25 protein-coding genes are annotated in these 24,380 nt (G+C 54.1%); 11 read left to right on the top strand and 14 right to left on the bottom strand.

What is annotated here, in order from left to right; genetic code table 11:
- Window positions 1-68: 68 nt before the first annotated feature.
- From soxA to GS632_RS13730, 6 genes are all read right to left on the bottom strand, one after another.
- Window positions 69-914, bottom strand: a complete 846-nt coding sequence (soxA, locus tag GS632_RS13755; protein ID WP_171181849.1) for a sulfur oxidation c-type cytochrome SoxA — start codon at window positions 912-914, stop codon at window positions 69-71.
- 70 nt (window positions 915-984) lie between these two features.
- Window positions 985-1,314 (bottom strand): thiosulfate oxidation carrier complex protein SoxZ, encoded by a 330-nt coding sequence (soxZ, locus tag GS632_RS13750; protein WP_171722146.1) that lies wholly within the window; start codon window positions 1,312-1,314, stop codon window positions 985-987.
- Between the two features lie 36 nt (window positions 1,315-1,350).
- Window positions 1,351-1,767, bottom strand: coding sequence for a thiosulfate oxidation carrier protein SoxY (soxY, locus tag GS632_RS13745; protein WP_058275041.1), 417 nt, complete (start codon window positions 1,765-1,767; stop codon window positions 1,351-1,353).
- A gap of 46 nt (window positions 1,768-1,813) precedes the next feature.
- The gene (gene soxX, locus GS632_RS13740; RefSeq protein ID WP_171181851.1) at window positions 1,814-2,290 is read right to left on the bottom strand and encodes a sulfur oxidation c-type cytochrome SoxX; all 477 of its coding nucleotides are present in this window, start codon (window positions 2,288-2,290) and stop codon (window positions 1,814-1,816) included.
- A gap of 131 nt (window positions 2,291-2,421) precedes the next feature.
- Window positions 2,422-3,000 (bottom strand): thioredoxin family protein, encoded by a 579-nt coding sequence (locus GS632_RS13735; protein ID WP_171722145.1) that lies wholly within the window; start codon window positions 2,998-3,000, stop codon window positions 2,422-2,424.
- Between the two features lie 14 nt (window positions 3,001-3,014).
- Entirely contained in the window at window positions 3,015-3,755 is a 741-nt protein-coding gene (locus GS632_RS13730; protein ID WP_171181853.1) for a cytochrome c biogenesis CcdA family protein, read from the bottom strand.
- A gap of 80 nt (window positions 3,756-3,835) precedes the next feature.
- On the opposite strand from GS632_RS13730, the gene GS632_RS13725 reads away from it, so the two are divergent.
- From GS632_RS13725 to mgrA, 4 genes are all read left to right on the top strand, one after another.
- A complete protein-coding gene (locus GS632_RS13725; protein ID WP_171236579.1) occupies window positions 3,836-4,210 on the top strand; it encodes a hypothetical protein in 375 nt (124 codons plus the stop codon).
- 100 nt (window positions 4,211-4,310) lie between these two features.
- Complete coding sequence (locus tag GS632_RS13720; RefSeq protein WP_170543314.1) at window positions 4,311-4,619, top strand: metalloregulator ArsR/SmtB family transcription factor; 309 nt, start codon at window positions 4,311-4,313, stop codon at window positions 4,617-4,619.
- Between the two features lie 42 nt (window positions 4,620-4,661).
- A complete protein-coding gene (locus tag GS632_RS13715) occupies window positions 4,662-5,723 on the top strand; it encodes a YeeE/YedE family protein (protein WP_171722144.1) in 1,062 nt (353 codons plus the stop codon).
- Between the two features lie 226 nt (window positions 5,724-5,949).
- Window positions 5,950-6,981, top strand: a complete 1,032-nt coding sequence (gene mgrA, locus GS632_RS13710; protein WP_371809127.1) for an L-glyceraldehyde 3-phosphate reductase — start codon at window positions 5,950-5,952, stop codon at window positions 6,979-6,981.
- Between the two features lie 193 nt (window positions 6,982-7,174).
- Here the strand turns inward: mgrA and GS632_RS13705 are convergent, their stop codons facing one another.
- The 3 genes from GS632_RS13705 to GS632_RS13700 all read right to left on the bottom strand — a co-directional run bounded on the left by GS632_RS13705 (window position 7,175) and on the right by GS632_RS13700 (window position 9,301).
- Complete coding sequence (locus GS632_RS13705; protein WP_171181694.1) at window positions 7,175-8,119, bottom strand: aldo/keto reductase; 945 nt, start codon at window positions 8,117-8,119, stop codon at window positions 7,175-7,177.
- 237 nt (window positions 8,120-8,356) lie between these two features.
- A complete protein-coding gene (locus tag GS632_RS22160) occupies window positions 8,357-8,575 on the bottom strand; it encodes a GDCCVxC domain-containing (seleno)protein (protein WP_253284478.1) in 219 nt (72 codons plus the stop codon).
- Between the two features lie 75 nt (window positions 8,576-8,650).
- Window positions 8,651-9,301, bottom strand: coding sequence for a cation transporter (locus GS632_RS13700; protein ID WP_170412914.1), 651 nt, complete (start codon window positions 9,299-9,301; stop codon window positions 8,651-8,653).
- Between the two features lie 75 nt (window positions 9,302-9,376).
- Between GS632_RS13700 and GS632_RS13695 the strand changes: the two genes are divergently transcribed.
- On the top strand, window positions 9,377-9,793 hold the full coding sequence (locus GS632_RS13695; RefSeq protein WP_170412912.1) for a helix-turn-helix domain-containing protein: 417 nt from the start codon (window positions 9,377-9,379) through the stop codon (window positions 9,791-9,793).
- Window positions 9,794-10,206: 413 nt separating this feature from the next.
- Window positions 10,207-11,550: a phospholipase D family protein gene (locus GS632_RS13690; RefSeq protein ID WP_253284472.1), complete on the top strand. Its 1,344-nt coding sequence runs from the start codon at window positions 10,207-10,209 to the stop codon at window positions 11,548-11,550.
- Between the two features lie 59 nt (window positions 11,551-11,609).
- Here the strand turns inward: GS632_RS13690 and GS632_RS13685 are convergent, their stop codons facing one another.
- Entirely contained in the window at window positions 11,610-12,950 is a 1,341-nt protein-coding gene (locus tag GS632_RS13685; RefSeq protein WP_171722142.1) for a serine hydrolase, read from the bottom strand.
- Window positions 12,951-13,313: 363 nt separating this feature from the next.
- Here GS632_RS13685 and GS632_RS13680 point away from each other — a divergent pair, with 363 nt between their 5' ends.
- Window positions 13,314-15,275, top strand: a complete 1,962-nt coding sequence (locus GS632_RS13680) for an amidohydrolase (protein WP_171722141.1) — start codon at window positions 13,314-13,316, stop codon at window positions 15,273-15,275.
- Here GS632_RS13680 and GS632_RS13675 read toward each other — a convergent pair.
- A complete protein-coding gene (locus GS632_RS13675; protein ID WP_171722140.1) occupies window positions 15,229-15,813 on the bottom strand; it encodes an META domain-containing protein in 585 nt (194 codons plus the stop codon). The two genes, GS632_RS13680 and GS632_RS13675, sit on opposite strands and share 47 nt — an antisense overlap.
- A gap of 382 nt (window positions 15,814-16,195) precedes the next feature.
- Here GS632_RS13675 and GS632_RS13670 point away from each other — a divergent pair, with 382 nt between their 5' ends.
- Window positions 16,196-17,170 (top strand): TniB family NTP-binding protein, encoded by a 975-nt coding sequence (locus GS632_RS13670; protein WP_171722139.1) that lies wholly within the window; start codon window positions 16,196-16,198, stop codon window positions 17,168-17,170.
- Here GS632_RS13670 and GS632_RS13665 read toward each other — a convergent pair.
- Window positions 17,100-17,489 (bottom strand): hypothetical protein, encoded by a 390-nt coding sequence (locus GS632_RS13665; protein ID WP_171722138.1) that lies wholly within the window; start codon window positions 17,487-17,489, stop codon window positions 17,100-17,102. The two genes, GS632_RS13670 and GS632_RS13665, sit on opposite strands and share 71 nt — an antisense overlap.
- Window positions 17,490-17,685: 196 nt before the next feature.
- Here GS632_RS13665 and GS632_RS13660 point away from each other — a divergent pair, with 196 nt between their 5' ends.
- The 3 genes from GS632_RS13660 to GS632_RS13650 are packed head-to-tail and all read left to right on the top strand — an operon-like array spanning window position 17,686 to window position 21,048.
- A complete protein-coding gene (locus GS632_RS13660; RefSeq protein ID WP_171722137.1) occupies window positions 17,686-19,569 on the top strand; it encodes an Eco57I restriction-modification methylase domain-containing protein in 1,884 nt (627 codons plus the stop codon).
- Window positions 19,570-19,572: 3 nt separating this feature from the next.
- On the top strand, window positions 19,573-20,277 hold the full coding sequence (locus tag GS632_RS13655; RefSeq protein ID WP_171722136.1) for a hypothetical protein: 705 nt from the start codon (window positions 19,573-19,575) through the stop codon (window positions 20,275-20,277).
- 9 nt (window positions 20,278-20,286) lie between these two features.
- Window positions 20,287-21,048, top strand: coding sequence for an HNH endonuclease (locus tag GS632_RS13650; protein WP_171722135.1), 762 nt, complete (start codon window positions 20,287-20,289; stop codon window positions 21,046-21,048).
- A gap of 144 nt (window positions 21,049-21,192) precedes the next feature.
- On the opposite strand, the gene gyrB is transcribed toward GS632_RS13650, so the two are convergent.
- Both gyrB and GS632_RS13640 read right to left on the bottom strand, forming a co-directional pair.
- Window positions 21,193-23,610, bottom strand: a complete 2,418-nt coding sequence (gene gyrB / locus GS632_RS13645; RefSeq protein WP_171181218.1) for a DNA topoisomerase (ATP-hydrolyzing) subunit B — start codon at window positions 23,608-23,610, stop codon at window positions 21,193-21,195.
- A gap of 114 nt (window positions 23,611-23,724) precedes the next feature.
- A complete protein-coding gene (locus GS632_RS13640; RefSeq protein WP_171181215.1) occupies window positions 23,725-24,297 on the bottom strand; it encodes a TetR/AcrR family transcriptional regulator in 573 nt (190 codons plus the stop codon).
- Between the last annotated feature and the right edge of the window lie 83 nt (window positions 24,298-24,380).

Below are 24,380 nucleotides of genomic sequence, written 5' to 3'. Positions count from 1 at the left end.
CATATAAATGTGTGAATGTTATTTTCCTTGAAAAACCCGCGCAGGACATTGCCCACGCGGGTCGTTCGTTATTGACGTACTGCTGGAGTTTCGACTGAAAGCCCGTTGCCACGCGAGGCCACATAGAGCTCAAGCGCACGAAACTCGTCCGATCCTTCGGCAAAAGTTTCCGCCCGCGTATCGCGAATACAGCCGCGGAAACGATTGTGGCGCGAGATCAGCTTGGCTTGTTTCAGACGATATGTCGGGAACCCATTGATCATGCCCTGGCTCAGGTGGTCGGCACGGATCATGTTGCCCCAGTTGTCTTCATGACAATTGGCGCAGCTAAGCTCCAGCTGACCATAGCGGGTGTAATACATCTCTTTGCCCTGTTCCCAATACGGGGCGGCATCGCCATCAATCGCGACATTCATTGGCATCCCGCGTGATTGCAGACCGATCAAAGCGACCATGCCCTGCATATCGCCCCCGGACCATTTCCAGGCATCGGCTTCCATGCGGTCCGTACGGCACTTGTTGATCAGATCTTCCATGACGACCAGCTTACCAGTTTCGGCATCCACTTTCGGCATGGACGCCTGCAATCCCTTGAAGCTTTCCGCCCCATCGTGGCATGAAGCACAGCTCTCGCCAGCGGCGCCATCAACGGTCTCGAAGAGATCGGCGGCCTGATCGACGAAGATCATTGCAGGATTGTCGAAGTCATCAATTTGAAGCGCTTGCGTTTCATCCGTGCGAAAATGCCAACCCGAATAGATCGTGTCCAAATTTTCCAGATGTGCCGGAGCTTCGGTAACCGAAGTCATGTCCAACTCATCATTGATCACCAAATTGTCTTCGTCCGGTCCAGCCATCGCTGCAGCCGGGAAAACCAGAATTGCCGCGATCGCCGTAAGTGCCTTGGTATTCATTGCGTTCCTCCCTTGGTGGATCAGCGCCAGTTCCTCCTACCAGCGCTGATCTGCCTTAGTGGTCGAGCCGTCAGGCGATCTCGATCGTTTTCTTCTCATCGTAGACAGAGCCGTCATCATCGTACCAAGTGAAGACAAACTCACCGGCCTCGGGCACAGTCGCTTCGAACTGGAAATACGGGTTGGTCGAAATCGCCGGCTCCATCGTCACATCAACCACCATTTCTCCATTAAACTCGCAGGTGAAACGGTTGATGATCGAACGCGGGATGACGTTGCCTTCTTTGTCTTTACGCTGGCCGCTTTCCATCTTGTGGCTGATCAATGTCTTGATCGTAACGATTTCGCCAGCAGCGGCTGTCTTTGGAACCTTGACGCGGGGTTTTACACCGGAAGCCATTGGTTAATCTCCTGTTCTTCGAGGCGCGCGTGGCGATCAGCCGCCGCAGCCGCCGATTGTCACTTTTACGGTCGCAGACGCTTTGGCAAAGCTGCCATCTGCCATCTTCGCCACGGCAATGACATCCTGCGTTCCGGCAAGACGGATGCGAGTTGATGCAGCTTGCTCAGCAGCCAACGGACCGAAATTGAAGGTTGCAACGCCCGGTTCGGGGTTACCTGCAGCCACGATGAGAATTGCAGCTGCGCCCGGAGCACTGACTTCGATAGGTACAGTATTACCGTTTTCTGCGATTTCCGGTGCAGTCAATGTAACACCGCCGTCGGCCACATCTGCCCCGCCTGTAAATGCCGCAATGGCATCTTCAGCAGCTGCATTTGCCCGAAGCGGCATAATTGTCAGGAACGCGGCGCCCAGCCCAAGGGCCAGTGTCTCGCGGCGAGAGAGTTCCATTTTCAATCTCCTTTGATTCTTCGAAAATCCGCGCCTTAAAGCGCAGCTATTCTTCTTTCAGGGTCGCAAGAAACGCGACCACATCCTCGATTTCTTGTGCTGTCAGGATCGACGTCAAAGGCGCGGTTGGGGCTTTTCCGGTATAGGCGTCGCCCGGGCGGATATAGCCGTCATCCTTGTAGAACGCAGGCATCACCGTGCCTTCGAACGTCATCTTGGCATTTGCGACCAATCCGCGAAGTTCTGCTTCGGTCCAACGATCACCGGCGCCATCCAGCATCGGACCAACTTCGCCATGGAACGGGATGTCGGCCAAAGCCGAAACCGCGTGGCACGCGACGCAGTTGCCTTTTGATTTGTCCCCAACGATGAGCGCGCCATTAGCCGCGTCGCCAGCAGCACCGGTCAACGAAGCCTCGATGGCACCATAGTCGTCATAGGTTACGTCTTGCGGGTCTGTTTCTGCCGCAAATGCGGCAACGCCTGTCATTGCGCAGACCAATGTTAAGAGTCTCAGCTTCATGATCCCTCCCATTTGCTAACGCGCCGACGGCGCCTTGCGACCCAAAGCCTTTGTGTACCGTAGTCGACGAGTACCGGTTGTCGCAACATTAAATTCATAATAATGAATTTTTTTATTTATAACGGCAGCACTCAATCCTGAGAAACATTGTTTCGCTCTTGAATGCGCCGCGCATGATAACGTTGGAAATCTTCACCATTATCAAGCTCATATCGTTTTTCATCGACCCAGGTAAAAAGGTCTAAGGTTGTTCCCTTTGAGAACGCTCCGGGCATAACAGCGACCGCAGCATCGATGGCTGTAGCGTCCTCTGGCACCTCTTCCGGCAGAAATACGAGCGTCGGGGTGAACAGAATCCCCCATTTTCGCATCAGCGCTCTTTGCTCATTTTCTTCCCCGTCAAAGTCGATGGCCGCGGTGCTGCCATGCAAATCCAGTTGGACGACAAAGAAATTCTCTTCGATGAACGCTGCCAGATCAGGCTGGGGGAACACCTCTTCATGCATTTTCTTGCAATAGATGCAGCCCTGCTGCTCAATGAATAAAACCAACCGCTTGTCTTCGCTTGACGCCTCTTCAAGATCCTCACGAAGGTCTTTGAACGTGTCGCGCATCCACGGCGTTTTATGCAAACCGTCGTCGCCCAGTTCAGCGGCGAAAACTGCCCCGCCGATCAGACAAGCGATCAATACTGACAAAACTCGTTTCATGTCTTCCTCCCGAATTAACCAATGGCTGCCAGCCAAGGCATATGGTCGAGCATCCATTGTGCGACGTGATTGATGGAGTTGGTTGCGATGAGGATGCCGAAGAGCACCAGAAAGCCACCCATTGCCTTTTCGATGAGGGGCAAGTGCTTTCTGAACCGTGCCATCCATTGCATGAAGGGGCGGACCAGGAAGGCTGCCAGAACAAACGGTGCGGTCATTCCAACCCCGTAGACGAATAAAAGCACCGCTCCACGCCAGGCCGTTTCGGTTCCGGCCGCTGTAAACAGGATCGCGGCGAGCACCGGCCCAACACAGGGTGTCCAGCCAAAAGCAAACGCCAATCCAAGAACATATGCCCCAACAAGGCTTACATTTGATGTATCACCAACATCCGCTCGAAATTGGCGATAAAGGAAGCCGATGCGGATAATCCCCAAGAAATGCATGCCCATCACAATGATGATGGCCGCGGCGATCCAACGCAGGATGTCAAAATACTCTCGTACCAGTTGCCCGAATATCGAAGCCGTCGCACCCAGCGCCATGAAGATCGTAATGATCCCGGCTGCAAATGCTATCGCAGAAAGCGTTGCCTTGCGACGAACGCCGCTGGGAATTGTAGAACCCGCAGATATCTGATCAATCCCGACGCCGGCCAGATAGCTAAGATAAAACGGCACGATAGGTAGGATGCAGGGCGACAGGAAAGACAACAGTCCTGCGACCAAAGCTCCTGCAAATGTAATGTCGAGCATGGTCAAATCTGTCCTGGCACGCTATCATTCACATATTCAAAATAGTAAAGATATACTGCTGCGGTCAATCGGAGCTTTAGATGCGCCAAATACTTCTGCTTTTGCTTGCAATCGCGTTTCTTGTTTCTCCCGTGATTTCACGGGCAGAAATGACTCTTCTGATGGCCGAAGAAGATGGGTGTATGTGGTGCGCACGTTGGGACACCGACATCTCGGAGATCTACCCCAAGACACCGGAAGGACATGCTGCTCCACTTCAACGCATCGATATCCACGCAGCTCTGCCTGATGGCATCGCATTGGAGCGGCCCCTCTACTACACGCCAACCTTTGTTCTGCTGGACGATGGCCAAGAGGTCGGCCGGATCGAAGGCTATCCCGGCGAAGATTTTTTCTGGGGTTTGCTGGGCGTTTTACTGCGCGACGCGGGGGTACCGATTGAGACCTCTGGATAAACTGTGGCGCATTACATAAACTGCTATGATTGCGTGAAGCTATGAAAGCGAGGCGATCTTGTTGGACAAATCTTCGAAACTGCCTGTGTTCTCTCCGGACATGTGCGCCGAAGACATGGACAGAATGATGGAAAATGCTCAGACGGCGTCAAGTTTCCTCAAGGCAATCAGCCATGAAGGGCGCTTGATGATCTTGTGTTATCTGTCCTCGGGTGAAAAATCTGTCACGCAGATGGAAGAAATGCTCTCGGCACGCCAGGCCGCCGTGTCGCAGCAACTATCGCGCCTACGCTTTGAGGGCTTGGTCAAAACGCGACGCGAGGGGAAAACGATCTACTACAGATTGGCGGATGATCGATCGACACAGATCCTGGAAGTCGTCTACGATCTATTCTGCAGGGAGAAGTAGAAGCCGCCAAAAATACCCGCCAGCTTTGGGAGGAGACTGGCAATGTTCGAAGCATTTGGAGACGCCAACACCGTCGCCCTGATCGGTTTGATCGGTGGCATTGTGTTGGGCTTGGCCGCACGCATTGGCCGTTTTTGCACGTTGGGTGCAATCGAAGACTACCTTTACGCAGATGATGACCGGCGGCTGCGCATGTGGGCAATTGCGATCGGCGTAGCAATAATCGGCAGTCACTTGGCTATGGCTTTAGGGTGGCTGGACCCTCTTGGAACAGGATATCTTGCACAGACCTGGAACCCACTTGGGTCGATCGTAGGTGGTCTTTTGTTCGGTTACGGAATGGCCATCAGCGGAAACTGTGGCTATGGCGCGCTGGCAAGGCTTGGGGGCGGCGACCTTCGATCATTCGTCATCGTATTGATTATGGGTCTGTCTGCTTACGTTGTCATGTCCGGGCCCCTTGCATATTTGCGCGTTTGGGTCTTCCCCGAGGAAATGGATCTTAATGGCCCCCAGAGCATTAGCTTCCTTGCCGAACAACTGACCTCTATCCCAGCTTGGCTCATTGGCGTGGTCATTGGCGTTGCGTTGATGATTTTCGCCTTGGCAAACCAGCGCTTCCGCCGCAATCCCGCACAGGTGTTTTGGGGATCTGTGGTTGGACTGGCGATCGTATCTGGGTGGCTCGGCACGAATTGGGTTGCGACGCATGGTTTCGATGGTGAGCCAGTTCAAACCCACACCTTCGCTGCACCCCTTGGCGACACAATATTCTACCTTATGACAGCCTCCGGAAACACTTTGTCATTTGCGGTCGGATCAGTCTCCGGCGTTCTCATTGGTGCATTTTTGGGGTCCTGGTCCAAAGGTCATTTCCGATGGGAGGCATGCGAGGATCCACGTGAACTCAAGCGCCAGATGCTCGGCGCGGCGATTATGGGGCCAGGCGCGATCATCGCGGTCGGTTGCAGCGTCGGACAAGGTATATCTGCCTTCTCACTTTTGGCTTACAGCGCGCCTGTAACATTCGCTGCCATCTTCGCCGGTGCGGCGCTTGGCTTGAAACAACTCGTGTCTGGACTGTCCTTCATAACTGAGCGTTGAATTCACAGTTCAAATCAGAATTCACGTTTGGAGGACGGTTTCGGCGGTTCTCTATCGTTCAGAATCCGATCACCTTTGAAGGCACATAGTCGGTCAGCCAAGGCTATCCACCAGGACGGCTGGAAACTCACGTCGATATTGCAGGAGGTGATCCGTTTGACAGGCTCAACAATCCATTGATTATGTGCGCATGACCAAAGCTCAACGACCGCCAAAACCAAAACCCATTCCTTACACCCCGGAGCCGAACCGCTATGAGCGGATGGTGTATCGGCGATGTGGGCGGTCTGGTGTGAAGCTTCCTATTGTCAGCCTGGGCCTTTGGCATAATTTTGGCGCAGACTCCACACACGAAATCAAGCGCGCCATGTGTCGGACCGCGTTTGATCATGGGATCACGCACTTTGATCTGGCGAACAACTACGGTCCACCACCCGGTTCAGCCGAAGAGGCATTTGGCGAGATCCTCAAAACGGATTTCGCGGGTTACAGGGATGAGCTGATCATTTCCTCCAAAGCCGGCTACGACATGTGGCCGGGACCCTACGGAGAATGGGGGTCGCGCAAGTACATGATCGCGTCCTGTGACCAATCACTCGCGCGCATGGGGCTTGATTACGTCGACATCTTTTATTCCCACCGCTTTGACCCTGACACCCCGCTCGAAGAGACGATGGGCGCGTTGGATCATATCGTACGGTCGGGTCGCGCGCTGTACGCAGGTATCTCGAGCTACAACTCCCAACGCACGCGCGAGGCGGTAAAAATTCTCAACGACCTTGGGACACCTTGTCTGATTCACCAACCTTCTTACAATCTGCTCAACCGTTGGGTGGAGCGTGACGGTTTACTCGATACTCTGGACGATCTTGGGGTGGGATCGATTGCTTTCACGCCACTGGCACAAGGCATTCTAACGTCAAAATACCTACGCGATATTCCGGATGGCAGCCGTGCTACACAAGGAAAGTCACTGCTTGATGGAATGATCAACGAGCGGTCTCTGGCAAGTGTCCGTGCTCTGAACGAAATGGCTTTGGCACGCGGGCAGACCCTGGCGCAAATGGCCCTGGCCTGGGTGCTCAGAAGTGGGCGCGTGACGACCGCCCTTATTGGTGCGTCCCGCCCGGAACAAATCGTAGATTGCGCAGGCGTTGTTGATAATCTCGACTTCAGCGCTGACGAGTTGAAAAAGATCGATGAAATCAGTTCGGAAGAAGATATCAATTTGTGGGCGCGGTCTTCAGAAACAGAATGATCGTCCTTAGAACGTACGCAATGCCACGGCCTACAGAGCTTTAGACTAACGGCGGGTCCAACTTCTTCAGTTTACCCAAACAACTATCAAGAGCGATCGGCCCAAAGCGGCCATCTGCGACAGCCGCATCGAAGGTCCGCTTCGAGCCCAAAGGGGTCAATTGGCAGAACAGTATCTTATCCGAAAGTTGACTCTAAGCTTCTGGGTCTCTCGAAGTTTTATCGAGCTCGGCGAGTTCCTCCCAAATGCCTTCAGGGATGGACCACTCTGCCCATTCCGTCGCCTGTTCAACATGCTGAGGCCACGTCACTCCGCAGACCGTCGAAGTGATGTCATCGTCTTTCATCGAGTATTGCAACGCGACCGCCCCGACCGGGACATCGTAGCGTCCGCATACCTCTTCAACAGCACGTATTGGCGCAAGTACTTCATCATCTGCTGGTCTGTAGACATAGAAGCGATGGATCGCACTGCCTCGGGCAAGCGCACCTCCGGAATAAGGTGCTGCGTTCAATATCGAAACGCCTCGTGATTTCGCGAGTTCTATCAGAGGTGCCGCGTTATCGTTCACTAGCGTATGTCTGTTGTGTGTCAGGACCACGTCAAAATCCCAACCCTCCAAAATTGGCATCATTAAGTCGATACGTCCCGCCGCGATTCCGACCGCCTTTGCAAGACCTTCCTCCTTGATACGGAACAACTCTTCAATCGCGCCGCCCCGTCCTTTAACCTCAGATAGGTCATTTGCATATTCGACATCATGGACGTGGAGTATATCAACGCTGTCGACGCTTAGGGCCGTAAGACTTTCCTCGAATGATCTACGTGCCTGAGAAGCATCAAAAGCACCGGTTTCCATGTGCCGGTCGATTTTGGTGGAAAGCACTCGCCCGTCCGGCCAACCACCAAGCTCACGAATGACTTTTCCTATGCGCTCTTCACTTCGTCCCATGGCGTAGCAACGGGATGTGTCCAGGAACGCATTTGGCTGCGAAAGAATTGCCCGAATTGTATCAATCGCGCGGTCTTCCTCAACTTCATACCCATAGATTTCCGGGATACTTCCCAACCCCGTCGATCCAAACCCGATGCGAGGGACCCGTATACCTGTCTTACCAATTTCGCTTAGCTCCGCCATGCCAACCTCCCAATTGGTTCCGGACATGCGCAGATGTTGCGCGAGTAATTTATTTAAAACAAGTCAGGCTTGTCGCTGGAGTTACTCTCCGGCCTCAACGCAATCGTTCAAGCCGAAAATTCACAAAGCTTTTTCGCGAATGGCAGAAATGTCCGCAGAGCAGCCATTCATGCCTGGCGCAGCGAATGACTACTTCGAGCCCAAACCTACGTGTTTCTGCGAAGGGACGAACGTCAGCTATGCGCAGCAGGACTTACCTTCCTGTATCGGCGGGCATGGCACAGTGGCGTAGGAGCAGTAGACACAGCAGTCCCCTTCGAGGGGTTTCAGAACCGTGTGGCAAGAGGTGCATTCATAGAACCACTGACACGCATCCGTGGGCATCGTCTCTTCTGCGAGATGCCCGCATTTCGGACAGGTGATTACTGATTGAAGAACTACCTCGTTTGTCTTCATTGCCATAGCCCTTACCCCTTCAAAATGAGAAACCATGCAAGGATAGTCCCGACTTAAAATGTACGCGCCGCACAGCTAATGTCGGCTTGTACGGGCTGTTCGATGCTCATGTGCAGCTTCCTCGCGCCGTTCCTCAATTGCCTGTCGAATGATCTGGAACGAAGATGACAAGAAGAGGATTGCCATGATCGCTGCCACAATGAGGTCAGGCCAACCCGTTGCCGTGCCCCAGACGCCTAACGCGGCGATCATCACAGCTACGTTGCCGATGGCGTCGTTACGCGAGCATAGCCAAACTGATCGCACGTTGGCGTCTCCATCCTTGTAGCCGACGAGCAAGAACACGCTCGCAAGGTTTGTTGCGAGAGCCAATGCGCCGATGATCCCCATGATTTCGGCCGCTGGAACACCAACGTAGAAAACACGGTATAGGGTGGAACCAAACACCCAGGCTCCCATCAGGAAGAGGCTGACCCCCTTCGCCAAAGCTGCATTCGTTCGAGCGCGGATAGACGCACCGATCACGGCGAGGGAAATACCATAGGTCATTGCGTCACCAAGGAAGTCGAGCGCGTCGGCCTGAAGTGCCTGAGACATCGCGTAGTGTCCGGCGGTCATCTCGACCACGAACATCGTCGCATTCAACCCGATGACGATCCAAAGCCGACGCTTGTATTCGTTCGACATCCCGTCGAATTTCATGTCGTTACCGCAGCATCCTGCCATCTTGAAACCTCTTCAGAATCGCCTCGGTTCTAATATAGTGTCTCTAGTGACTAGAGGTTCAAGAGGTTTTTTCGCATGTTCTCAATTGGCGAGCTTTCCAAGCGGACGAAGGTCAAAGTGCCCACCATCCGTTATTACGAAGAAATGGGTCTTCTGGCAGCACCGGAACGTACGGCAGGCAACCAGAGACGTTACACAAATGAGGGTCTGGAACGCCTGAGCTTCATCCGTCATGCGCGCGATCTGGGCTTCTCAATCGAAGCGATTTCTTCACTGATCGAGTTACAAAACCATCCAGACCGGTCGTGCGAAGCCGCCACCAAGATCGCCGAAGGCCAGTTGTCCGAAGTGCGAGCGAAGATAAGACGCCTCAAGGCGCTGGAGCGTGAACTGAAGCGTATCGCACGGGGATGCGACGGTCGTGGGATAGCAGAAGACTGTTACGTCTTGGCTTCGCTTGCGGACCATGACCTGTTTGGTCGAGATCACTGACGCTCACAAGTAGACATCTGTTCAATAGTTTTGAATGGCGGCTTTGTCCGCATTGCAGTCATTGAGCGGAATTGAGCGAACGTCTGCCTTGAGCCCAAAGCGAACAAACTTTGGTGCTCAGTCGGTTGCTCTGACCCAAACTCTTGAAAAACAATCTGTAGATAGGCCAATCTCAGCTGCAAGGATAATCCGAAGCGCCATTTATGGAACCCTGAATGCGGCTAATCAGAATATGTTTGATTTTGGTGGCGATGATGGCAGTGGCCATAGTCGGGTTAAGGTGGACTTTTCCGCTTCCTAGTGAAAATTTTTCTGAGCCAACGTTTAAGAAAGATGCTGATTGGGACGGGCCATTAGGTGCAACAATAAAAAACGCACTTGAACGTAACCCTGGGCTCGACGGTGTAAGGCCTTTGGGAAATGGACGCGCAGCCTTTGCGGCCCGGGCGATCCTCGCCCGAGAAGCGACATCCTCAATCGATGCTCAGTACTACATCTGGCAAGATGACGTTACCGGCCTAATGCTTCTTGAAGAGCTTAGGGCAGCAGCAGAGCGAGGTGTGCGCGTCAGATTGTTGGTCGACGATAACGGCATTTCCGGATTGGATGATTTGCTCGCCGAACTGAACGCTCTGCCGCATGCAAATGTACGCATTTTCAATCCGTTCACTTTGAGGAACCCAAAACTTCTGTCCTATGCATTTGACTTTGGACGCCTGAACCGGCGGATGCACAATAAATCAATGACTGTGGACGGGGTCGCCACGATAGTTGGGGGACGCAACATCGGTGACATCTATTTCGACTACGGGGTGGGAACGCACTACCTGGATGTAGACGCGATAGCCATCGGCCCGATTGTAGATGAGGTGTCGCAATCATTCGACGCATATTGGAATAGTGCCTCCGCGTACGACGCTGGGCTCTTTTTGGAAACTTTGGCGGAAAAAAGCCTTAAAGCAAAGGCAGACACCGCGCGCCAGACTGCGGTTGGCGCAGGCTATCAAAGGGCAATTCAGGATAATGAACTGGCCGACCGGATAGCGGCACATGATCTGAAGTTCGAATGGAGTGAAGTCACACTTTTTGTCGACGATCCGTCAAAAGGGTTGGGCGAAGTCGAAAGAGAAGACCTGATTGTCGAACAACTTATCGAGTTCGCCAAAACCTCTGAAACCTCGCTAGACCTTGTCTCAGCGTATTTCATTCCGGGGAAACGAGGGGCGGAGGTATTGGAGGGGTTGGCAGAGTCCGGAGTGAAGGTCCGCGTCCTGACCAATTCACTGGATGCCACGGATGTAATGCCCGTTCATGCGGCCTATATGCGTTACAGGGAAGACTTGCTCAACAGTGGTGTAGAACTACTTGAGCTTCGAGCTTTGCGGCGCGAACATCGCGAGCGCAGCCTGCCCGAGATGCTGGCAGGATCGGCCTCCGGTCTACACGCAAAAGTCTTTGGATCGGATGGAGAACGGATCTTCATAGGCTCTTACAACCTTGATCCCAGGTCCGCGCGGCTGAATACAGAAATGGGCCTTATGATCGAAAGCCCAACGATTGCTGGGTCGCTTGCGGAGCAATTGAACCGGCCTGAGTTTTCTTATCGCGTCGAACTTAACGACAGCGGCGAGATCATCTGGCGGCAAGAAGATCAGGATGGAACAGTCACCATTCACACTGTGGACCCGGAAACCAACGGTTTACAGCGTGCCCTTACGGCCGTGGTCAGGTGGCTGCCGATTGAATGGATGCTCTAGTCACCATATGACCGACAATTCATTGACCTGCGGCCAGAGACGCAAGTGAGTGATCTGACCTACAGTGAAGTCACAATGGCCCTGGCGTAGACTTCCATATCGATACTCGCGCCTCCAGTTGCGTACCAAACGACAACGGCGTCCTTTCCTGGCGAGACATAGATTCCTTGGCCATTCATTCCACTTTTGTAGAAATCGCCATCGGCAAAAACGGCATCCCATTGGTATGCGTTTGCCATCGGTTGTTCACGGAATGCTTCAGAAAGGTGTGGGCCGAGTGTTCCCTTCATGTAGTTTTCGGCAACGCCCGCTGTTTGGATCGTGTCGATCATCTTTTCAGATACAATGCGGTCTGACGCTGTCTTGTCCCAGCTTGGCGTGTAGAGCAGACCAATCTTTCCCATGTCGATCAATCGGCTGCTGATCAGGCCGTGTATTATGCCGTTTCCTTGAGGTGACAGCGCCAGGGTGGCATCGCCAGTCATTCCAGCTTTGCTCCAGACCCGCTCCGTGATCGCTTCACCAAGTCTCTGGTTCGTAACGGCTTCAATGACGAGACCAAGCATTTGTGTGTTTGCAGAGGAGTATTCGAAAGCCTCAGCCGGTTCCCGCAGTTTGGGTATAGCAAACAGGGCTTCGTTATGAGTTTGCAGAACGCCTTCTTCGTTCGGAACACCAACCTCAGCCCTGACAAAGCGACCATATGGTGTATCGCCTTTGCGTGAGAGGGGGTTCTCTTCCAGATCCAAACCAGACTGCATGTTCAGGACGTCGATGACTTTAATGTTCTCCCAAGCTGTTCCCTTGGTGCCCTTGACATAGTCGCCAACCGTTTTCTGAACGTCGATCTTACCCTCATCTTCCAATTGACCGATCAGCAAGCTCGAGAGAATCTTTGCATTGGACATCCAGACGTGGTTGTCCGTCCGGCGCATTCCTGGGTAGGCCTCGTAAGCGATTTCGCCGTTGTGAAGAACCATAACGCCCTGCACTGTAGAATCATCAGCATTAATCATCTCGTCGAGCGAGACAGCATTGCCGTCAGCGCCTGGGACGCTCGTCGCTCCTATGGCATCGTTAAAGTTTGTCGCAAGCATCGCGACGGCCCCGTCGCGACGAATGACAGAACTCGGCAAGAACTCGGCGAGGTTCATGTACGAAAACGCCCCGGCTTCGGTGATGTCGAGAAACTTCTGTAAATTCCATTCAGAGCTCAGGTCGTAGGCTTGCTTGGCTGAGTAACCATTCCTCAGGTCACGGATGGAAAAGTCTTCTCGCGGCGTCGCGTATGGGTCGTCCTCAGCATGTACAGGAGAGGTTCCAAGGCTTTGCATAATCAAACCTCCAATAAGCGCAAAAACTGGAAAATTGGACTTTGAAAGTAACGAAGTGTTTGGCATGGCAGTATCGCTCCAAATGAATTGCAACTGAAGTATGGCCGCGGCCAGCGTATTGAAATCTGGTTTTCGAAGAACTGAACAACGTACTTTTACTCGTCAAAGCATAGTCCGTTCTCTAGGGAATTCGAGAATTACTGCCGCTCTCCCTTACCTGGTGAAATTTCCATTTTGTTCGCATTGCAGTCATTCCGTGAATTTGGGCGAATGTCTGCCGCGAGACCACGGCGGGCAACGAAAGTGGCTTTCAAGTTTATGTTGCTCAGTCAGTATTGAGTGGCTGGCGACTTAGGTTGACACATCGCCGACCAGCCTGCTCTGATCGAAGCAATTTATTCATGTCCGTAATCCCATTCGGAGGCATCAATGAAGTTCTTTAAGTCTCTCACAGTATTCGCTTTCGCATTCATGCCGCTTCACAGCGCTGCACAGTCCCCCTCATTGCAAGACGCTTTCGAGCGTTTCCCTGAGTTTCCCGGCACAACTGTCTACGTCGGTGGAGAAGTTCTCACCATGAACCCGGACGCCCCGCTGGCTGAGGCAGTGGCGGTCAGAAACGGTCGAATTACTGACGTCGGAACCCTGGAGGAAATCGAGGGTCGCCTGCCCGATAGAAGCTATTCAATTGACCGCAGCTTTGAAGACAAGATTATTGTGCCGGGGTTCATTGAACAGCATTTGCACCCGCTTCTGGGCGCACTTGCGATGATGTCTGATGCCATCATTTCCATCGAGGACTGGCAATCGCCAGCGGGATTTGCACCTCTTGCCAATAGCGAGGAGGAGTTTCGCCAACGTCTGTCCGAGGTAATCAACACTTATGATCCAAGCAGCGGGCGACCGCTGATGGTCTGGGGGTATCATGCGTCATGGCACGGCAGCATGAGTCGTGCGATTTTGGACGAACTGGCCCCCGACATTCCGCTGGCTGTATGGCAACGCTCCACCCATGAGATGTACTTCAACTCGGTTGCCCTGGAACAACTTGAAATCACGGAAGAATACATTGCCAGCTGGTCAAGTGAACTGGCTAGGTCTCAAGCCAATCTGGAAAAAGGCCTCTTCCTTGAAGCTGCTTTCTGGGAGCACGTGTTCTTTGAGAAATTTGCTCCGGTCTATGCATCCATCGACAGGGTTATGGAGGCGCTAGAGTTCACAGAAGATTACTATCACCGCAGCGGGATTACGACCCTTGCAGAGCCTGCTGGTCCTGTTGATCAGAACGCCCAAGCTCTCGTAGCGAAATCGTTCGGGCCAGACGACACGCCGTTCAACTTTTATTTTATTCCGGACGGTCGGACGCTTGGCGGTTTGTTTCTGAACACAGAGGGCCCCGAAAAAGTACTGACCGAGACCGAAGCCATGCTGGCGTGGAGCGAAGGCCGAACCCAGTTCCTGCCCAAGCAGGTCAAGCTGCTGTTGGATGGAGCGATCTTCAGTGAATTAATGATCATGCGCGACGGCTACTTGGACGGGCATGAAGGTCAATGGATCATGACGCCCGATTTCTTCAAACAGGTGTTCGACCTTTATTGGGACGCGGGCTTTCAGGTCCATGTTCATAATCTTGGAGACGGCGGTCTGGACATTCTTCTTGATGCCCTTGAGGCCGCCATGCAACGCAATCCGAGATATGACCATCGCACCGTCGTTGTACACTTTGGCTACGCTCAACCAGATCAGATCGCACGCATTAAACGTCTTGGTGCCATTGTCAGTGGTAATTCTGTCTACACGCCGACGCTCGCAGATCGGTATGCCGCAGGCAGCGTTGGTAGCGAGCGCACAGAGCGCATGGTGCCTTTAGGCGATGCCGTTCGAGCAGGTATCCCCTTTTCGATGCACTCGGACATGCCGATGGCTCCCGCAGAGCCGCTGAAGTACATGTGGGCTGCTGTCAATCGGATTTCCACAAGTGGTCGTGTCGTTGGTCCGGACCAACGCATCAGTGCAGAAGATGCCCTGGAAGGTATTACCATCGGCGCAGCCTATTCCCTGCAACTGGAGGATGAAATCGGTTCTATCGAGCCGGGCAAACTGGCCAACTTCACAATCCTCGAAGAAAATCCGCTAACTGTAGATCCTTTGGCGCTGGCCGATATCAAAGTGTGGGGTACTGTCCTTGAAGGCCGTCTTCAGCCCGCTCCTCCCGCCGCAGATGGAGAACATGACGAAGCCGATGCAAGCCAGCTCATCTATAATCCGGAACGTGTGCTGATGGCGTCGCTACGCCACGCACGCAGTAAGGCCCACTATCACGATCACTCGCAATCCACACAGCCTAACGTCTTTGATCCACTCGGAATTTCGACCTTTGGTTCTCGTTGATTGTCGCTCGAACAAGTCGGATGATTGCACCAACTCGCTTCGAAACGCGCGGTGACAATTCTGGCGTTTTGCGCAGGCGCAGAACCGTCGCTCCCGCTGCGTTCTTGAGTGCCAAGTTTGCTCCGTTTGTCACGTAGCCCACTGCTGCGGACAAGGCTTTGATCGTATCCTGCTCAAGCTTTTCCCGCTCCTCAGGACACGCCATCTTTGTTCCTGCGAAGTTGCCCGGCATACTGAACTCACCCTTGGCTGCGTCAAGGGTTCCTGTAAACCGGTTACGTCCTCCGTACAGGCCAAACTGGCCATCTTGATCAATTGTCAAGGAAGGAGGGTTCTCAGCAATGAGCATACACCCTGCGATCTCGTAAACTTCCCAAGCGGTATCGTAGATCGATTGTTCTGGGTCGTTGCCCCCGGCTCTCCTTGGCATCATCTCTAAAACGAGTTCAGCAGAATTTGGGGCGCCACGGGTGAGTACAGGTGTCGCTGTCGTTGAACGAAACATCACGTGATCGTCGGAAATGATCCTGGCAGCCACCGTGTAGGTATGCGCTCATCGATGAGATCTGTGTCGAAGGCAATTTCAACTGTTCTGGGGACACCCGCAAGTTTGAACCTCTGGGAAGACAGCTTTGGTGATAGACCTTACCGTCTGCGATACACATAGGGCACACTGGGTCAGACCAGCGCCGGTCAAATTGCCACTCGCGGGATGCGTCATTTGGCTTGGCTTCCGGTGCGATTGCCGCGAGCTCGCCCGCAGGTAATCCACATTTGCGCTCCAATTCGCCAATGCTCTCGATCAGAGGGCGTCCGTACCTGATACCAAGCTCCGAGAAGAAATCCCCGGTGTCGATGAACGCGTTGAAAGCAGACAATCTGCGAAGGAACATGCCGAAAAAATCAACCCGGAGGCACAGTTGAGTCACCAGAACTACAGTCAAGTCCTGAAACAAGCCGTCTATCACGCCTTGTATCAACAAACGCGCAGTGAACTGATTGAAGCCATTAGCCTTGCACAGCGGCTCGGTGGGTCAATCGTGCCCTTCCTTGGTCCCACAAGATGCGGAAAAAGTCGGATGCTCGAGGATCTGCGGGATACTATCGGTAAGCCAACAACTGAATACCAGGGATGGGTCTATGACAGCGATTTTGTCATCGGTTCCATCCCCAACAAGCCAAATGACAAAATGCTTGTTCGATCCATGCTGGCTTCGCTGGAACTGAGCGGTAAGAGAGGGTCATCTGCGTCAGAGATCGAGGCACAGCTATACAAGGAAATCACGAGCAAGGGCATTCGTGTCATTGCGATGGACGAGTGCAATCACTGCGCCGAACGTGGTGAACGGCTGTCAAAGCGGGGCGTTACCGACCATTTCAAACGCCTCGTGGACAACACAGGTGTGACGCTGGTCCTCTGCGGGTTGCCCAAGTTTCAGAGAATTCTGGATGAGAACGAACAGTGCCGTGATCGGGCAATGAAATCCACTTACATGTTGCCCTATTCCTGGTCCGTTGAAGAGGAAAAGACCAACTTCGCTGGCGCTATCGCAACGCCACTCAACAGCCTGCAAGAAGCCGGCCTAGAGTTTGACTTTGACCCTCATGACATTGTGGTGCGCCTTTATGGAGTGTCTGGCGGCCGCGTTGGGATCGTCATGCGCGTCTTGCACGGGGCAATCGCCTACATCGAGAACGACGTATTGAGCTACGCCAGCCTTGCCAAGGCAGCGAACTCCGTTCTCCAAGCCCAACACCGTCCAGATTTTTTCTTTGAAGCTGATGATATCGAAGAACTGGATTTGGTCCGGTCGTTTGTAAACGTCATGAAGGAAGCTGACCTTGAGCTTGCACCTTCCACGACGGAAGAATTTTCAGTGTTGGAACACTATTGATGCTGGCCAGAACAACAAATCCAAAACCTGATGAAAGCTTGCTCGGCTTCCCGGGCAAGCTAACTGTCGGCTTGATCCGTTTGCGTTTGGCTGAGTTGGTGGGATCTTGACCGGGTAGGCGATCCGAACGTTCAATTAGCTCTTTGTTGCGGGTCGCTGCGATCTGCTTTGCCCGGCGCTTCTTCGACGAAAGTTTGTCAGCCTTGTCTTTGAAGTCTTCGTAAATTTGAAGTTCGGCTAGAATTGCCTGCGTTTCGATTTCCTCCACATCAGGCGTGCGCAACGCTTTTCGTGCGACATCCAACTGCGCAAATGACAACGCGGGGCAGTTTTCTCTCTTTGTAGGGACAAAAAAGTGTTCGTGAGCCAGTTCGTCCCAGACAGCGATTTCTCGGATGGGCGGGCTCAGGCCGTCTCACAAGTTGCTTCGCGACTGTTCGGTGCCAGCATTGGTCCCGACGCCGTTATTGACGAAGCGCTTCGGCGTTCAACTGACGATTCTATAGAGCTTGCAGATGTCACCCCCGCTCTTGGAGAAACAATTAGCCAAAGGGCGTAAGCCCATCATGGAGAACGCGAAGGCGGCGACGCAGGCGCGTGCTTTGCATTGGCCGCTGGAGTTCCCCGACATTATGGGGCGCGGTAGGTTCGATGTGGTGCTCGGCAATCCACCTTGGGAACGGATCAAGCTTCAAGAGAAGGAATTCTTCGCTGCGCGTGAATCAGACATTGCATCTGCACCAAACGCAGCGGCACGCACCCGCAAGATTAACGCGTTGCGCGATGCTGAAGCAGGCACTCCTCAACGAGCGCTATGGGAAGTTTTCCAAGAGGAGAAACGCTTATCCGAAGCAGTTTCAACTTTTGCTCGCGTCGACGGTAAAGACGGTGGTCGGTTCCCTCTCACCGGCACAGGCGATGTGAACACGTATCAAGTGTTTGCCGAGCTGTTTTCCTGTCTCACGGCCCATGAAGGTCGTGCGGGAATAATCGTGCCAACCGGTATCGCAACAGATGCAACCACAGCGCCATTTTTTGCACATCTAGTTGAGACCCGTCGTCTCGCACGGCTCGTCGATTTCGATAACAGGCTGCCGCTCTTCGCGAGCGTCCATCGAATGTTCAAATTCTGCTTGCTCACCATCGGAAACAGCGAACCTTCAGCTCGCTTTGCTTTCTTCCTTAGTGAGCCTGCACAGATGGCCGATGCAGAGCGGAACTTTACGCTAAGTCCTGAGCAAATCGCCGCTATCAATCCAAACACAAAAACCGCGCCAGTGTTCCGATCCCGTTGGGACGCTGAACTTACAGCAAAAATCTACACCCGAGCTCCGGTCCTGATCGAAGACAGCCAAGGCCCGACCGGCAATCCTTGGAACGTCAGCTTGCACTCTCGGATTTGGCACATGGCTGAGGATTCCGAATGGTTCCGTACAGCCGCTAACTTGTCTGACGCGGGCTATATCAAAGAGGGAACCTCATGGGTGGCCGAGGGTGCACGTCCAAGGCAAGCAGCGCTATCTGTCGAAGGTTCAGGTGCAGGCACCTTTGATCTTCACGATGCTGGGGCGCGAGATCCGCAGCGATTTGCACCGCTCTACGAAGCTAAGATGTTCCATCATTTTGACCATCGATGGGCCACTTATGACGAAGACGGAAACGCACGTGACGTGCAGCTTTCCAACAAACAAAATGCGTCATTCGAACCCACTGCCCGATACTGGGTGCCCGAGGCTGAGGTCACTGAGCGGCTAAGAAATCGCAACTGGACACGCGACTGGCTAATGGGATGGCGTGACATTACGAACGCCACGAATGAAAGAACGACAATCGCCGCTGTCTTTCCAAAATCGGCGGTCGGCCACACTTCGCCATTGATCTTTCTGGATCTCGAACCAGGCGCCATGGCCGGCTTTCTAGCGTGCCTCTGCTCACTTGCTCTCGACTTTGTAGCACGGCAAGCGGTTGGCGGAACCCACCTAACCTTCGGCTATCTAAAGCAGTTTCCGATTCTCCCACCAGAGTTTTACACCACCGAACGGCGCAGTTTCGTAACCCCGAAGGTGCTGGAACTCACCTACACATCACACAGCCTCGCCCCATTCGCCCGCGATCTGGGCCATGACGGCCCGCCCTTCGCCTGGGACGAAGACCGCCGAGCACTGCTCCGCGCCGACCTCGATGCATTCTACGCCCGCGCCTACGGCCTGACCCGCGACGAGCTGCGCTACATCCTCGACCCCGCTGACGTGAAGGGCCCCGACTACCCCTCGGAAACCTTCCGCGTCCTGAAGGAAAAGGAAATCCGCCAAAACGGCGAATACCGCACCCGCCGCCTTGTCCTCGAAGCCTGGGATCGTATGGAAGCCGACGGCGAATTCACGGCGATGGGGATGTAAAGAATGGAGTTCCTGCTGGCCGCTCTGTTCGTCCTCGCCCTTCTGGTCTTTGTGCTCTGGCTCTTGCTTGCGCTAATCCTGCGCGGGGCGCGCTTGGTCGGTTTGGATACGGACATCTCGTTTCATCGCGCAGGACACTTCATCGGACAGCGCAATGTGCCGGGCATCTCACCGATTTTGCGGTTCTTTGCCGACCGAAAGGCCGAACGGGAACGGCGCGAGGAAGAGGCGCGGCTCAGAAAGGCCGAGACCGAAGCTCGCGCGCGTGCCGAACGGGACAGGACGCAAAAGGAACATGATGCGCTGGTCGAGCGGCCAATCCCCCCGGACATCAAGCGGGATATGCGCGCCTTTCTGGATGGCTCGTTCGTCGGTGAAGACCGCTCGCCTTTGGCCTATGTGGGATACAGGGTTGGAAAGACCCGTGGTCTCGCCAGTCGTGAAAGGCAAATGCGGCTGGATGTCTGTTTCCGGATCGAGATCCCATCAGACCTTGATCCTAAATACCAGGGATGGGGCGCACCCGCGACATACCAGCGGTTCCGATTAATCGAGAAGCATTTAAAGATGCTGGCAGACTTGCGGCGCGGTCGAAACAACCAAAGGTTTGCTGTCGCAGATTGGGAAGAAGACCGTGAGTGGTTTCTGCGCGAGTACCGCGAATTGGCCGGATTGTTGCAGCGCCACCCTCCACGGCGTTACTGGTGAAGAATAGCTATGGCAATTGAGTTTCCCCAATCCTTTGTAACTTATTCCTCCAGCGAACAAGCGGCATGGCAGAACGGCTTCCGCAAGAAACTCGGCCAAGAAGATGGATGGGCGGCTTTCGGATCGACAACGGCGAAAGGAACGATTTTTCTGGCGTCGGACAGTATTAACGGATCTTGGTATGTCGCAATCGACCACCCAGGCGTTGCCGCGGAGCTTCCGTTTCCAAAAACTTACGTCACACACCCCGGTATCGCCGCCTACAGCGCCGCACAGATGTCTGAGCTGTATCCGGTGCTAACACGTATCTATGAGCTGTCCGTGAGCCTGCCAGACGGCCCTCTGGAGGAGTTTCAGGCTGCAACCGATGGTTTGCCGGAGAAAACCGAAGCAGAGCGGTTGGTCAAGCAGCGCATTGGTCAGGGTATTTTCAGAAATCGTTTGATCTCTTATTGGCAGGGTCGCTGCCCGATTTCGGACATTTCCGACACTGAGCTCCTTAGAGCCTCACACATTAAGCCGTGGAAAGACTGCGAAACTGATGCTGAGCGGTTGGACGTCCACAACGGAATTTTGCTGTCAGCATTATGGGACGCAGCATTCGACAAAGGTCTGGTGACTTTCAAGGACGACGGGACACCTAGGTTTTCGAGTAAACTGTCTGCGCCGGCAATGAGCTCGTTGTCCGGACATTCCAAGCGGATCTCTGGTCTTACTGCTGGGCACAAGGAGAACCTGATCTGGCATCGCGATCAGGTGTTCAATCCTTGAGACTCTGAAATCTATCCTTCGGCACCCGCATAAGGCGATTTACTTGCTCTAATCTGCAATATTAACGTGAAAAAGTGCAAACTTAAGGGCAAATCGTGCAAACTTATGGGGTGCGTGAAGGTTTGTGCGCGTCCCTACAAACGATCAAAAATCCAGGTTTTCAACACTCAACGCGTTTTTCTGGATGAATTCGCGGCGTGGTTCGACCACGTCACCCATCAGCTTGGTGAACAGATCGTCGGCCTCGACCATATCGTCCACGCGCACCTGCAGCAGCGTGCGGGCGTCCGGGTCCAGTGTGGTTTCCCACAGCTGATCCGGGTTCATTTCACCCAAACCTTTGTAGCGTTGCAGCGACAGACCCTTCTCGCCCTCTTCCAGGATAGCGCGCAGCAGGTCTAGCGGTCCGTGGATCACTTGGGAACGGTCGCGACGCACCAGCGTTGCCGGGGTGTTGTAGACCTCTTGCAGGCTCTGAGTGAAGCTGCCGGTTTTTCGCGCTTCGCCCGAACGCAGCATAGGGCCGTCCAGCGTGCGCACCTCTTCCACGCCGCGCAGGATTCGGGCCAGACGGATGCCGTGATCCTGAGTGATCCGGCCTTGCCAGCCGCGTTCATATTCCAGCGCGATCAAGTCGAGACGGGCAGCAACTTTGTCAGCCACGCCTTGCAGGTCGGCATCAACGGCTCCTGGCACGAAGGCCCCGGCTACGGCAGCCTGTTCCAGAATGTGACGCGGATAATGCGTCGGGAAGGCGTCCAGAACACGCTTCAATTGGCGCGCTTCGTCTACGACACGCGTGAGGTCTTGGCCGATGATTTCTTCACCCGAGCCAAGCTTCAACACGGCCCCTTCGACGCCCTGATTGATCAGATAGTCGTCCAGCGCGGCCTGATCCTTCAGGTAAACCTCTGATTTACCTCGTGAAACCTTATAAAGCGGTGGCTGAGCGATATAAAGGTACCCGCCCTCGATCAGTTCCGGCATCTGCCGGTAGAAGAAGGTCAGCAGTAGCGTCCGGATATGTGCACCGTCCACGTCGGCGTCGGTCATGATGACGATCTTGTGGTAGCGCAGCTTTTCGATGTTGAACTCATCGCGGCCAATACCAGTGCCCAGCGCCATCACTAGGTTGCCGATTTCCTGCGACGACAGCATTCGATCAAACCGCGCGCGTTCCACGTTCAGGATTTTCCCGCGCAAGGGCAAAACAGCCTGAGTCAGACGATCCCGACCTGTTTGCGCGGAACCACCTGCCGAGTCCCCCTCGACCAGGAAAACTTCGGTTTTGGACGGGTCTTTCTCGGAACAATCCTTCAGCTTACCGGCCAGATAGTTCACATCCATCGCCGTCTTGCGGCGAGTCAGTTCACGGGCCTTTCGGGCAGCCTCACGGGCCAGAGCAGCCTCGATGATCTTGCCGACGATACCCTTGGCTTCATTGGGGTTTTCTTCAAACCACTCGGCCAGTTTTTCATTCATCAAACCTTCGACCGCCGGGCGAACCTCGGACGAGACAAGCTTGTCCTTGGTTTGGGATGAGAATTTCGGGTCTGGCACCTTTACCGACAGCACGCAGGTCAGACCCTCACGCGCATCGTCCCCTGTGAAGCTGACCTTTTCCTTCTTTGCGATCCCGCTGGACTGCGCATAATTGTTGATTGTCCGAGTCAAAGCGCCCCGGAAACCGGCGACATGCGTACCGCCATCCCGCTGCGGAATGTTGTTGGTGAAGGGCAGAACCGTCTCATGGTAGCTGTCATTCCACCACATCGCGATTTCCACGCCGATGTCGTCACGCTCACCCTTGATATAGATCGGCTCGGGCATGGCCGGGGTCTTGGACCGATCGAGATACTTGACGAACTCCTTGACACCGCCCTCATAGAACAGCTCGGTCTCCAACCGCTCGGCAGGGCGTTCATCAATCAGGATGATCCGCACGCCTGAGTTCAGGAAGGCCAACTCGCGCAGACGCTTTTCCAGCGTGTCGAATGAGTATTCGAGGTTCGAAAACGTGTTGGTCGAGGCCAGAAACCGCACTTCGGTTCCTGTTCGATCGCCGCAATCACCCACGACCTTCAGATGTTCCGCTGTCTCGCCACCCTCAAAGCGTGCGACATGTTCCTTGCCCGCACGCCAGATGCGCAATTCCAGCCAATCGGACAGGGCGTTCACAACCGAAACGCCCACGCCGTGCAGACCGCCCGACACCTTGTAGGAATTGCTGTCGAACTTACCGCCCGCGTGCAGTTGGGTCATAATGACTTCAGCCGCTGAAACGCCCTCTTCCGGGTGAATATCGACCGGAATTCCGCGCCCGTTATCACTGACAGAAACGCTGGAATCCGCGTGGATTTTTACCGTGACATGGTCAGCATGCCCCGCCAAGGCTTCGTCGATCCCGTTGTCGACCACCTCATACACCATGTGGTGCAGGCCCGAGCCATCATCCGTGTCCCCGATATACATGCCGGGGCGCTTGCGAACGGCCTCTAACCCTTTGAGAACTTTAATGGAATCTGCGCCGTATTCTTGAGGAGCCTGTGCGTCTTCGGACATTCAGTCAGTACCTATATTATTTTGGTAACTTATACGTTTTCTGGTGGGGAATGTCACGCGATCCCCCAAGATTTTGTGTTTGCGAGGGTCGTTTTTTGCCTGCTGGTTACAGGCTCACAAGCGATCAATGTCAGCGGCAATATCCGCAGCGATTTCCTCTGCGTCGACATCCTCGCGCTCAGCCGACAATCGCAACCCAAGAATGTCAGACTGATACCGCGCCGCCAGTCGATCCGGGTCATGTTCAGACCGAATTTCACCAGCATTCTGAGCGCTTCGGAACAGCTCGGCAAAACACGCTTTCATCTCAGTCATGTGCCGCGCAGCTTGATCTGCAAGATCGTGATCTTTCGCTTGCAACTCCGCATATGTCTTTGCCAACATGCAGGCTTTCGTCGGGCTCTCGACCGCTTCGATCACCAAACGGGGCTGCGCTTTCAACGCCCCTTTGGGCCCCAACTTTTCGGCCAAGGCCTTTAGGCGTGCCACGCCTTCCCGGGTGTAGCTTTCCATCGTCAGCGCATAGAGCGCATCCTTCGAGCCGAATGCCGCATAAAAACTGCCGGGCTTTAGCTTCAATTCCCGCTCCAAATCCTTCAACGACGTCCCGGCCCAGCCCTGACGCCAGAAGATGTCCTTTGCTTTAGCAATCAGAGCATCACGATCATATGCGGGTTTCCGGGGCATCAGCATCACCAATTCTTGAACGTTCACTCAAGTATATACTTGAGCGATCGTTCAATAAACTCTAAATACGATTCATCGCGCCA

It is taken from the genome of Ruegeria sp. HKCCD7296 (assembly GCF_013110775.1).
Lineage (GTDB): Bacteria > Pseudomonadota > Alphaproteobacteria > Rhodobacterales > Rhodobacteraceae > Ruegeria.
The sequence above is the reverse complement of the archived record's forward strand: the minus strand, read 5'-3'. Positions and strand labels throughout refer to the sequence as shown.